Consider the following 12,453-nt stretch of genomic DNA (forward strand, 5'->3'; position numbering starts at 1 on the left):
ATTTTGATCGCGTCGGTTGTCATGGTTTTTTGGAAAGGTACATGTATTAGTGGCTCGTGCTTTAACTTTTTCTAGTGGTCCAGGTATTTTTTCGCCAACCTATAGGTTCACCACTATCGGTCTTCTTACTGCCATTGTCGCGTGTGCTTTTGATCAGACCGCGGTGACCGCAGTCATGCCGCATATTGCGTCTGAACTTGGGAACTCCGATGCATACTCACTGACCTTTGTATCCGCATTGGCAGCGTCACTTCTTGGCATGGCTGGCTCTGGTCTTGCCACCGACCGATTTGGGGCGCGAATTTCCTTTATCGTTTCGGCAATTATTTTAAGTTTCGGGCTCCTACTTTCGGTCGTTGCACCGAATATTTGGGTATTTTTAGTATCCCGCGCGATTCAAGGGTTAGGCACCGGAGGGCTTATTGTTGCGGTGTACGCGGTTATTGCCCTTGTGTATCCAATATCGCTACGCCAATCAGTCTTTGCGGCATTTGCCGGGGCTTGGGTCTTGCCCTCTTTGATCGGGCCAGGTCTTGCTGGGTTTTTAACAGTGACCTTTTCATGGCATTCGGTGTTTTTATTAGCCATGTGTGCGGTAATAATTTCCGTTGCATTGCTTTCAAAAGCGCTATTAGTTTTACAGCAGCCAGAACGAGAAAACCACCAATCACGAGACTCGATGCTATTTGCGGCACTTGTTTTGGCATGCGCTGCAACTGGAATGAGCGTGGCATCGCAATTATCAGGTGTTTGGTCACCTATTGTGCTTATTGTTTCATTGGTAATTGCTTGTGCATCATTATATTTTCTTACGCCACGTGGAACACTTCGCTTTCAACGTGGCGTTCCGCGTTTGGTTGCTACCCGCGGTTTTGTAGATATGTTTTTCGCTGCTGAGGTATACCTTCCCTTATTACTAGCGCAGGCATATGGTTTAGGGCCATCACTTACTGGCATTGCATTAACTATTTCTGGCGTTTTTTGGTTTTTAGGTTCGCAATACCAATCACGGTGGGGTGCGCGCTACTCCACCCCTTATGTTTTTCGTTTCGGCGTAATCTGTATGGCCTTGGGTACGCTATGGGTTGGGCTGGTTGCGTTTGCAGGTGGTCACTGGATATTAGCTGTGTCAGGTTGGGGTTTGGCCACAATTGGCATGGGTTTCTTATATCCGCGAATGTCTTCGAAACCATTAGAACTTTGCAAGGTGCAGGAAACTGGTTTTACTGGTTCGGCTCTTCAGATTGTGGGGACCACGGGTACCACAATTATGTTAGCGTTTTGTTCACTCATCCAAGTGTTTGGTGATGTGAAATTTCTTCCGAGTGTTTTCGTGTTGGTGGCGGCTGCTGCACTACCGTTGCTGGTAATGTGGCGTCGCGCAGTTCCCGAACCAAGAGAGTAGGTCTACCCTGGGCATGCTTCGAATTCCTACGGCTACGGCTAGCCTCGGTACCGCTGTTGCTATCTTATTAGCCACACTCGGTAATGAGTTCACACGTTCGAGTTTGTTGTATTCGGTATTAGCGGCATTTGGTGTGGTTTTCGGTGCGGGTTCCGCACTTGCACAACTCCGGAAAGGCCGCGAACTTACGTTCTTTGAAGGCCTTGCCGCGCTTGGCGGCCTTACAGTCTTAGCAATCGGGATAGTCACTTTTATTGCCCGGCTAACACATATTAATGATTTCTCCGTAGCAGCGCTCATTGGAACCGTATATGGCATGCCACTTGCCGCGATCGCATGCTTTATTGGTGGCTTGGGACAATTTCCAACTTCCTGGGTTGCAAATATTCTTTCGTGTATTGCTGGACCGGCAGCGACCGGATATTTAGCACTCGGCCAAGACACTACAACCACCCGCATCGCTGTAGTTTCCGTTGCATCACTGACCATTGCGGCATGCATTTATTCGATTATCCGTGTGCGAGTTGCGCGGGGTACAACGCCGGCTCGCTTATCGACGGCCGCGTGCCTTATCCTGGCACTAACCATGCTCTACGCCGTGTACGTTGCGGCAATACCAGCAGACAAACTCGTGTGGTTTGCACCACCTTCCCTACTCGCCTGGGCATATATTGCCGCAGCTATGACTGCCGCGGCCGCTGGATTTTTCTGTACCCCCACAGCACTTAAACGTGCTAGTTAAATATTTTCTTCCCGATAGTAATACGGTTCCACACCGAACACATTACAAAAGTCATTCAAGCGTTTGGTTTCATTTTCAAACCCAACTAATAACCACTCTACAAGTTGTCCTTCTGTTGCCCCTTCTTGAATAAAAAATGTGTGGTAGCATTCCACCATTAAAAAATCCTTATCGGGTGAGAACTCAACATGAGATGTTCCAACAGTGCCAGTCAAATTCCAGGAGCTTGCCCAATTCATTGCCTTTGCAACTTGATCTCGTGGAAAATTCGAAATAGGGTTTGCCAGCGCTATAGTCAAAATATTCGGGTTCGGGATTATCATAGATGCTCCGTAACCCCTATAGATCGTAGTAATACGATTTTCGTCCAATATACTTTCGCTTGGATCGTCTTGGAATATGTCCCATAAACGTTCAATAGTGATTGGTGCTAGTTGAATTTCTTGTTGCTTTCGGCGAAACCACGCCATGACCCCTACCCCTTTATCCTTCTTCGCCTGCGGGCTTATTCGAACCCATTGATTTCCAAGTAACAAGGTCGGGAGCAACCGATTCAAGCTCCTCCATAGCGTTAGCTGTACTGGCCATCACCTTGCTAAGTATGTTTGCGATCTGCGCGTCTGTAAATCCATTGTTAGCTGGCATCCAGTACTGAAAACCTACTTCCAATACATCTTGTTCAGAAACAGTGGCATGAAACCTTGGGCACGGACCAACACCGTTTTTCTCCCGTACAAACGCCATGAGTTTTGTTTGAGTATCTTGGTCTGTCGCTTGCCCTAACCAGTAACCATAGATGCGAAGTAAGTGGACTTCCTCAAGCAAGGAAAACACAAAATACACATTGCTAAATCGAAGAATAAGACCGTCATCGTCCTTATCCACAGGGCCGACATTGAACTGTTGCAGGATTGTTTGCATTCGATAGGTGGTGAGTGCTGGCAACTCCATAACTACCCCTTCCGGGAATCGCTCTCGCAGAATGCACCCAAGCTAACATGACTATCCAATAGCAATATTAGATATAGTCCATAAAACTATTAATGTGTAAAAATTAACACCCCAAGGAGAATACTCAATGAGACACATGAACACCGATCTGTTGCAAAAACCGATCTAAATCCCAGTGGGCTTCTAAGGTATCGGCAATAAGATCCAATTGCCGGTCTCGTTCACCATGAAATGATGCATTATTGCTTAAAACAAACCCATCTTTGCCGCTTTCTTGTGCTACCCAATGCAGGAATTCTCGGCGAGTTTCATCGTGCTCCAAATGCCCATGACGATGTGTTCCCCGAAACGCACCTTTTGCCGCACCTTCATCCCCGATCCATGGGGTCTCATTATTTCGAATCACTCTGCCATGGTGGACTTCATAGGCACCATGAGGATGCCGAATAAGCGTTTTTTCTTTATGGAATTCGATATCAGTATCAAAAATACCGATTCCAGAAACCGGTCCCTGGACACCCGCCTCAATGGGATCGATAATGTTTTTGCATAACATCTGGTAACCACCACACACACCAAGCGTTGGCTTGGTGCGGTTTGCCAGGGCGTCGAAAAGCCCAGTTTCGCGCAACCATGCTAAATCGGAAACTGTTGCTTTAGAACCTGGAAGGACCACCAGATCAGCTTCCGCAACGGCGTCCGGATCTACAGTCCACGTCACAGTAACACCCGGTTCGCACGCTAGTGCCTCCACATCGGTGGCATTTGAAACCCGTGGCAACCTAATTGCTGCTACCCGTAAACGCTGCCTCCCCAGCGCAGCGGAATGCGGACCAATTGTCGCACCAATCTGAGATTGCAATGAATCTTCGGCATCAACCCACAGCCCAGATATATATGGCAAAACCGCTACGGTTGGCACACCTGTACGGGTTTCGAGAGTTTCCAGACCGGGATCAAGAATGCTCTGGTCACCACGGAATTTATTAATAATAAATCCGCGAATCCGGGCTCGATCTTGAGCGGAAATAATCTGATGTGTTCCAAACAAATGGGCGAGAACTCCGCCGCGGTCTATATCACCAACCACATACACTGGGAGATCGCAAACTTCCGCAAGCCCAAAATTGGCTACATCAGTTTCACGCAAGTTTATCTCCGCAGGCGAACCCGCCCCCTCACAAATCACAAGATCAAAGCGTGACTCCAAATCCCGCAAACAATCCGCAGCAACCTGCCGCAAATGCGTTCGGTGTTCTATATAGGAGCGCGCACTAACATTGCCTTCTGCCCGGCCGCGCACTACAAGTTGTGATGTGCGATCTGATCCGGGCTTCAGCAGAATCGGATTGAAATCTACGCTCGGCTCTAAACCACAAGCCGCCGCTTGTAATGCTTGTGCCCGACCAATCTCCCCACCATCTGGACACACCGCGGAATTATTCGACATATTTTGCGCCTTAAAAGGCGCCACACGAATTCCACGACGTGTTAGTGCGCGGCAAAGTCCCGCAACAATCACTGATTTACCGGCATCAGAAGTCGTGCCAGCGATAAGCACTGCGGTCATTTAGATCTCTTTATCAGGGAGCGTAAGGATCTCATTTCCATTTTCGGTAATAACGATTGTGTGCTCGAACTGAGCGGTGAATTTGCCATCTTTATTTACTACCGTCCAGCCGTCATCCCAGATTTCATACGGCAATTCCCCAAGATTAATCATGGGCTCAATGGTCAGCGTCATACCTGGTTCAAGGACATCGTTATAAATATCATTATCGTAGTGGAGTACAACAAGCCCATTATGAAATGTTGGCCCCACTCCATGCCCGGTGAAATCCCGAACAACGTTATAGCCAAATCGCTTAGCATAGGATTCAATGACCCGCCCAATAACATTAAGCTGACGGCCCGGCTTTGCGGCGCGAATTGCACGCATTGTTGCTTCTTGAGTGCGCTCTACTAGCAGCCTATGCTCATCGCTTACATTTCCAGCAAGAAAAGTTGCATTTGTATCACCATGTACACCGTTTTTATACGCCGTTACGTCGATATTCACGATGTCACCATCTTGAATTACGGTGGTATCCGGAATCCCATGGCACACCACTTCATTTAAAGAAGTACAGCAACTTTTGGTAAAACCGCGATACCCGAGCGTAGAAGGATAGGCCCCATGATCACACATATATTCGTGTGCAATGCGATCTAGCTCATCAGTAGTGACTCCGGGTGCCACTGCACGGCCTGCAACAACAAGGGCATTTGCCGCAATCCGTGACGCTTCACGCATGGCCTCAATCGTCTCAGCAGTCTGAATAATTGGCTCCCCCATAGCTTCTTTGACCGTGTCTTTCCATACATACTCCGGCCGAATAATATGTTTTGGAACCGAACGGATAGGAGTGGGTTTTCCCGGTGTAAGGCGGGCACGAGTTTCAGACATGAACACCATCGTACTCACCGCCACCAAGCCTTACACTTTCACTGCCCGCCAGACTCTGCACTGCGCGGGGTTGCGCTTTCTGCAGCAATTTCGTTTTGCCACTACGCTCGGGCCCATGTCTATCAATGAGCAAGCAGCAGAGTATTTTGAGACGCTTTTTCATCATCGCAAGTCTCGTTTTCAAACCTTGGATCCCGAGCTTGCAGAGTTCTATGTGAATTTTGCTTACGGTGATGTGGTAAGCCATACAAAGGAATTGGATGACCACACTCGCCTCATGGTGCAATTGGCAGCATTGATTGCTAATGGATCTGAGGGTATGTACAAGGTAATGCTTGAGGCCGCATTAAATGTGGGTGTTACCACAGTTGAGATTAAAGAGATTTTATATCAGGCTTCAGCGTATATTGGCATGGGCCGGGTCTATGATTTTCTTCATATAACCAATAATGAGCTTCTGCGCCGTGACTATAAACTGCCGATTCAGGGACAAGGCACCACCAATACTGATACCCGCCAGGCTACAGGTGAAAAAATTCAGCGCGCCACATTGGGTGACCACGCACTTAAGTCTTTGACTTCAGAAATTGCTGCCGATGCACCCCACATTTTGGAGTTTATTGAAGGCCACCTATTCGGCGATATTTATAGCCGTACTGGCATTCAGCGAAATGTCCGAGAGCTTCTTGCTCTGAGCATGCTGGTCGCTCTCGGCAATTGCGAGCCGCAATTACGTGCGCATGTAACAGCGAATTTGAATGTGGGCAATAGCCGATCAATGCTAATTAGCACTGTTACGCAATTACTCCCGCTTATTGGCTATCCACGCACACTAAATGGCCTGCAGGTAATTACGAGTATGTCCAGAGGTAAATAGGAATACCCTTAGGTAAAAAGACCACTTAGATATGTGCGGTTTTTTACACCTGCCGCACGTTGTGCAGTTTCGCTCGCCACATTTTCAAGGTTCATAACTACTTCTTCTACGAGGTGCTCCGTATATGAATACGTGGCGAGTTCACCGAGTTTGTGCTGCGTTTGCTGCAGGGCGTCGATAACATCAATATCAATTGCTTGGAGTTTCGCTAGAAATGCATAGTGCATTCCAGTTTCTCCAATGTAGCGATAGTCATGATTTGTTGGTGTGACCTCGGCTGATTCCAGGCGTTGTCGTTGTAGCACAAGAAAATCCAACAGCGCAATCACACTTCGATGCTGTCGGATTCGCGCTTGAAGAAAGTGCCGCTGCCGCTCCACTGCAGTCACCGCCCAAACCGTACATACGGCACCAATACAAACTCCCAAGAACCCAAGAAGCAACGAAACCATACTAAATAGACTATCTGCTATCACTTAGGTTCCTGCTATACGACGTCGCGGCAGCCCCCAGGTAATCACGCACCGGTGAACTTATCCCCGAAAGTCAAAATGGTTGGTGCTCGGGTTGCTGGGTGGGCTGGATTTCCGGAGCATGGGTTGGATTTCCGGAGTTTGCGGTCTGTTCGGCCGGTTTCCCGGGTGTTTGATAGGCTAGCCCTATTGAACTAGTGATGTTTTTATGCCAAGTGTCGCAGATTCCATAAAAACAACGAAAAAAATGGAATCTGTGACCGTTTCCCTACCTATCGTGTCACAGATTCCATAAAATCCGCCGAAAAAATGGAATCTGTGACAACACGCCCAACGAGCGACCGAAAAGACCAGGTCACCGGACGTGCACAACCAAACCACCGGCCCAAAACCAGGCACAAACTCCACAAATCCAGTTCAAACCCAGCCCCTAGCGCCAGAATCCCTGACAACACGATCCCACGAACCCCAAAAACCACACCAGACACAACGGGCCAGATCCGCACTTCACAAGACCCAAAAGCCAGCCTCAAACCCCACCACTCAAAGAGCCCCAACTGGCGAACAGTGCTGAGGTCACCCCAGATTTGTACAAACATTCGCAAATTCCAGATAGCCGTTCGACAAGGCGCATACACTCATTTCGACCACATACCTTATGAAAGGAACGCAAAATGGGCGCTTGGGGTTACCGTTACTTTGAAAACGACGACGCTGCCGACTGGTTTCATACTTTTTGGGAATCCAAGGATTGGGAATTCCTCAAGAAAACCGTACTGAACTTCAGTGATGAGGAAGGAATGTATGACGAGATCCGAGCAGCTGCCCATGTGCTTATTTCATTTCATTCCGCATACACAGCACCGTCAAGCACACTTGATGATCTGGATTTACTTCAAGAAAAAACACTCGGCATTCTCCGTGGAATGATCGACTCGGAAAACGAACAAAGCTTTTTCTTAGAAGAGTGGGATTATGCGGAAGATGTTATTGCAGATGTGCAACACCAAATATCTCAACTCGAAGCTATTGTAAATAGGTAATGTTCCAGACCGACTACATTTCCTTAGCCTATTGCGGAGGTGCTGTGGGTTGGTCTATTTGACGGAAGAAGTGGTCCGTAATGCCCACAGCGGATTCGGAACCGCCACCGAGAACGACGAGCGTAGCGAATGCGACGTCGTCACGGTAACCAGCGAACCAGGCATGGGAGCCACCGGAAATTTCAGCCTCACCAGTTTTGCCGCGGATTTCGCCTTGGGCACCCATACCGCGGGCTGTTCCGCTTGTAACCACCGAGCGCATCATTCGTTGCAATGCCGCAATGGCCTCCGGGCTTGGTGGTTCTACTTCTTCTGACACTTTTGTGGTGTGGCCAGGAACAAGATAGGGTTTTGGAGTTTTACCGTTTGCTGCAGTCGCAGCTACCAACGCCATTCCGAATGGACTTGCTAAGTCTTTACCTTGGCCAAAGCCCGCTTCTACCCTATCAACTAATTCTTTTCCATCCGGCACATCACCGGTAAGGGTATTAAAGCCTTCTATTTCATAATCTAAACCCAATCCGAATTGCTTAGCCACATTTTCCAAGCGACCAGGTTCAAGGCGGGAGGAAATATCAGCAAAACTCGTATTACATGACGCCGCAAATGCGGTATCCATTGGGACATTTCCACGGGAAAACTGATTGTAGTTAGTTACAATTCGATGCCCTATTTCCATAGTTCCTGGACAAGGCACAATAGAATCCGGGGTTAATTCCTCATGCATAACTCCGGCAGCTGCCGTAATGATCTTAAATGTCGATCCTGGTGGATACTGACCCATAAGCGCAATATCCCCGTCCTCATCCGCTTTCTTTGTTTGCGCTACAGCAAGAATTTCTCCGGTTGAAGGGCGAATAGCCACCAACATCGCTTTCATTTCCTTGCGCATATCTACTGCTTGTTGTGCGGCTTGCTGGATATTGTAGTCAATGCTTATCCGAACAGCAGGTGCAGGTTGTGGGGCATGGACCTCTAGGTCGTCGATAAGCGCCCCGTGTGGATTTACCGCCGCAATCTGCCACCCATTGGCACCTTCTAAATCCTTATTCACTACTTTTTCCACACGAGAAACAATATCCGGCGCAAAATCTGGATTTGCACGAACCATTGCGGCCTCAGCATTCAATGTAATACCGGGGACGCCTCGCAATTCTTCTTTGATTATTTTGCCTTGAACTTCATTAAGTACAGCAACCGAATATGTTTCTTTAACGTCCGATAATTTCGCAGCGAGTTCCTGACTGCTAATTTGCGGAACGGTGTTATCTCGACGATGTGCATCATCTAATGCATTCGCAATACGCGTAGCCGTACCGGTAATATTATCCGCTTCAGTAGGGTTTAAAAGAAGCCGATACACAACCCCTGGGCTAAGAATTTCGGCGCCATCACTACTAATTACTTTTGCACGTTCCGCAGGAATAGCTCGCAATTCCAAATGTTGATTTGCACCAAGCTTTGGGTGCAGCAGGGTCGGTTGCCATCGAACGGCCCACTCCCCTTTAGTTTGACTCAGCGTCATTTCAGCCGTGTAGCTATATGTTCGATCCTTCGGCAGGTCCCAAGTAAGCGTGTAGGTCGCAGTTGCAATCGAATCCTTTGTATGTACCCGCTCAATTGAAGCCGTTAGACCTTCGGCTTGCATGCCAGCCCAAGAATCAGCCAAGACACTTCCAGCTATATCCGGCTGATCCGACATATTGGCAGCTATTTCCATATCCCCACGAGCAACAGCAGCCAAAAAGTCCGCTACAACGGGATCTGCAAGATCCGGTTTTGGTGTGCACGCAGAAGCTGCGAGTAGACCCACCAACGAAGCAATCGCAAGCACACGTTTCATGCGCTCACGCTAACACCTTATGTGCACAATCTGGTGGGGCCACACCGAAATCGACCTTAGCTTTCCTTAAGCTTCGTCTTCCAAATCAGCGATTTCCTCCAGTAGTTCCCGTGCTTCCTGCATCGCTTTATGATGCTCCCAGGGCGAATCAGATAGCAGTTCTACGGTCTGCTCAAGGTATTGCTGGGCTCCCTCTAAATCGTCCACAAGTAATTTGGCGCGAGCCGCAGCATTCCAAGCGCGGGCGGCAAATAGCGGCCGATCGATGTCCAAAAACTGTGCCGCAGCAGCATCCAAAAACTGCCATCCTTCATCGAACCGACGAGCATGCAGGGCGGCCAACCCGCGATCCTCCAGGGAATCTGCGTGAAAAAACTCCGCACTCTTTGTTTCGCTAACAAGGTGCTTTATCTGTATATCTAGACGTCGCTTAAATAGCTCTTCAATGCGGTCATAGGCGGCATCGTCAACTAATGCTGGTTGTTCGGCACGCGCCATGGCCACATTAAGATACGCTTTTGCAACCTTCTCGGCCACATCAGCTAACTCCGCTTGTGCATCTTCATCAACAATCGCTTCTGCTTGCGCATCTAGCAACCAGGAATCCGCAACATTTACTAGCGCATCACCTGCCGCAAACGCCCGGGAGTATTCGTGATCATAGCGGAATCCGTGGAATGCACTATCCAATGCTTTGAATTTTTCTTCAGTGGAGTCCGTTAACTCTGAAATACGCAATGCTTCTTGTGCTGACGCTGAATCCAAATCAAGGTCCGAAAGTGCACTCACAAGCAGCCACCGCACTGACAATGAGTTCGCCAATAGTGACTCCGTAGTTTCCACACCGAAACCAGAAGATTTATCAATGGCATGCTCAATGGCAGCGAGTACTGTATGCGCAACTTCAGCAGCCTCGGCAAAGCTCTGCTGTTTGATTAGTCCCTGCACTAATGTTGTGGCTGCTTCAAGCTGAATACTATGCAATCCACATGCCGCAGCAATATTAAGCCGATGCCTGGAAGCCTCGCAGGATTCTTCATAGTAACCCGCCTTTAACGCAGTCTCGCCCAGAATTCGTAATGCGGAAAGCCGAACGCCAATGGGCTCTTCGGTAGGAATCCGCATAGCGGTATCGGCGGCCCGTGCAGCATCCATATATTTATCATCTGCTAATAGCCGTAGCGCCCCTAACAGCGTGTTTCGCGCTAAATCTTCCTCTTCAGCTGTTTCAAGGTCAACGACCATGGCTAACCCTAGGCGTTGGCTATAGATCGTTGGCAATTGTGTATTGAGTTTTTCATGCGCCGCCAGGAGCTGAGGCTCTGTATAACCACGCCACGGTCCGTGAATATCAATAGCAACGATCATTTCTTCATTATCGTCACTATGAGTATTTTCCTGTTGCGATGATTGCGTAATGGCTTCGGAAGTGATGCGATAATCAATGTCTGGTGCAGAGAATTGGCCAGAAGCATCCTCCACCGCACCCTCATCAGGAAGCTGCGGTACTGGCGGCAGATCATAAAGCTCCCGCCGAATATCATCCACAACATGAGGGTTCGCCATCCCCTGACGGGAATCAAACATCTCCGCGATTTTTAGCCCTAATTGTGCGCACCACTGACTGGCTTGCTTAAGTGTAGGGTTTGCTAGATTTTCCACCTTTACCCACGGCAATGATTCCCCCGGAAGCGTCAGATTAAGCTCCTGATCTTGAATAGGCTGCGCTGCAAACACACGTGCTGTGGCAACGGCCATTTCCATAAGCACCATTGGGGTTTCTGCTTCTAACCACCAGGGTAAAAACCGTATCGCCATATCGAGTCCACGCTGAAGGCGTTGTGGACGCCCCGCCGACCCCGAAAGCTCTAGATACAACAGATGTTCAGGTATATGTTCGAGAAAATGGGAACGTTGACTATTGCGCTGCATTGCACGAACATGCGCAGGCCATGCTTTATCATCCCTACCGGTACGCAACCATGGAATAAGCATTCGGCTATATAGGTTTTCCGGCTGCGCAGAGCAGGAATCTTCGGAATTAGCTAGTGCTTTCTCTCCCACCTCAACGGCTTCCTGCCAGCGCTCTTGGTGCGCCAAATACAGCACTTCATGCTGAGGGTCACAGGCAACACAATCAGATAATTCTGAAACGTCGGCTACTTTCCATTTCTGGTACGCTTCCTCAGCTTCTTCCACATACCCGAATGCGGAATACACATAAAACTCCCGCAAATACACCGCTTTTAAAGAATCCCCCAGATTCTTATAGAAATTCCGCATCTCCCCCAAAGCACTAAAACACTGTTCAACCGATGCTTGCGGCACATCACGAAGCACTAAAATAAGATACTTATAGTACCAGGCAAAAACGCTTTGCATGCGTTCATCAAATAAATCTGGGCGCTCTTTCCTCCGCTTATCCACCCACATAAATGGCGCAACCATTCGGGTTACTTCCCCACCCATAGTGAAAGCGGAGGCCAATTGTAAATAGCACCAGAGTTCTTCTTCCTCTAGGCCTTCTGCACCTGCGCGTCGCGCCGCCTCAGCCCATAATGCAGAACACGTTTTTCCATATGGGGTGTCGTGCGCAAGCGACATTAAATCATGAACAGATTCATGCTCAAACATTTAGTACATCCTTTATATGCGTATCGACGCCGCACCCAC

At 48.7% G+C, this 12,453-nt stretch carries 11 protein-coding genes; 4 read left to right on the top strand and 7 right to left on the bottom strand.

The genetic code is table 11. The features are described 5' to 3' along the window. The first annotated feature begins 49 nt into the window (after positions 1-49). Both CFREI_RS08330 and CFREI_RS08335 read left to right on the top strand, forming a co-directional pair. Complete coding sequence (locus CFREI_RS08330; protein ID WP_051255820.1) at positions 50-1,405, top strand: MFS transporter; 1,356 nt, start codon at positions 50-52, stop codon at positions 1,403-1,405. A gap of 13 nt (positions 1,406-1,418) precedes the next feature. Continuing rightward, complete coding sequence (locus CFREI_RS08335; RefSeq protein ID WP_051255819.1) at positions 1,419-2,147, top strand: hypothetical protein; 729 nt, start codon at positions 1,419-1,421, stop codon at positions 2,145-2,147. Here the strand turns inward: CFREI_RS08335 and CFREI_RS08340 are convergent. From CFREI_RS08340 to map, 4 genes are all read right to left on the bottom strand, one after another. Then, entirely contained in the window at positions 2,144-2,617 is a 474-nt protein-coding gene (locus tag CFREI_RS08340) for a hypothetical protein (protein ID WP_027012056.1), read from the bottom strand. The genes CFREI_RS08335 and CFREI_RS08340 overlap by 4 nt on opposite strands. 13 nt (positions 2,618-2,630) lie before the next feature. Then, entirely contained in the window at positions 2,631-3,098 is a 468-nt protein-coding gene (locus CFREI_RS08345) for a hypothetical protein (protein ID WP_027012055.1), read from the bottom strand. Positions 3,099-3,222: 124 nt separating this feature from the next. Then, positions 3,223-4,668, bottom strand: a complete 1,446-nt coding sequence (locus tag CFREI_RS08350; RefSeq protein WP_027012054.1) for a cobyric acid synthase — start codon at positions 4,666-4,668, stop codon at positions 3,223-3,225. After that, positions 4,669-5,544, bottom strand: a complete 876-nt coding sequence (gene map, locus CFREI_RS08355; RefSeq protein WP_027012053.1) for a type I methionyl aminopeptidase — start codon at positions 5,542-5,544, stop codon at positions 4,669-4,671. A 115-nt stretch (positions 5,545-5,659) separates the two neighbouring features. Between map and CFREI_RS08360 the strand changes: the two genes are divergently transcribed. Then, positions 5,660-6,421 (top strand): carboxymuconolactone decarboxylase family protein, encoded by a 762-nt coding sequence (locus tag CFREI_RS08360; protein WP_027012052.1) that lies wholly within the window; start codon positions 5,660-5,662, stop codon positions 6,419-6,421. An 8-nt stretch (positions 6,422-6,429) separates the two neighbouring features. On the opposite strand, the gene CFREI_RS08365 is transcribed toward CFREI_RS08360, so the two are convergent. After that, positions 6,430-6,873, bottom strand: a complete 444-nt coding sequence (locus tag CFREI_RS08365; RefSeq protein WP_027012051.1) for a hypothetical protein — start codon at positions 6,871-6,873, stop codon at positions 6,430-6,432. Positions 6,874-7,568: 695 nt separating this feature from the next. On the opposite strand from CFREI_RS08365, the gene CFREI_RS08370 reads away from it, so the two are divergent. Then, a complete protein-coding gene (locus tag CFREI_RS08370) occupies positions 7,569-7,937 on the top strand; it encodes a DUF4259 domain-containing protein (RefSeq protein WP_027012049.1) in 369 nt (122 codons plus the stop codon). Between the two features lie 28 nt (positions 7,938-7,965). Here CFREI_RS08370 and CFREI_RS08375 read toward each other — a convergent pair whose 3' ends face one another. Continuing rightward, entirely contained in the window at positions 7,966-9,780 is a 1,815-nt protein-coding gene (locus tag CFREI_RS08375) for a penicillin-binding transpeptidase domain-containing protein (RefSeq protein ID WP_035111387.1), read from the bottom strand. A gap of 66 nt (positions 9,781-9,846) precedes the next feature. Continuing rightward, the gene (locus tag CFREI_RS08380) at positions 9,847-12,414 is read right to left on the bottom strand and encodes a hypothetical protein (protein WP_027012048.1); all 2,568 of its coding nucleotides are present in this window, start codon (positions 12,412-12,414) and stop codon (positions 9,847-9,849) included. Positions 12,415-12,453 lie beyond the last annotated feature (39 nt).

The organism is Corynebacterium freiburgense (assembly GCF_030408815.1).
In the GTDB taxonomy this organism is placed as follows: domain Bacteria; phylum Actinomycetota; class Actinomycetes; order Mycobacteriales; family Mycobacteriaceae; genus Corynebacterium; species Corynebacterium freiburgense.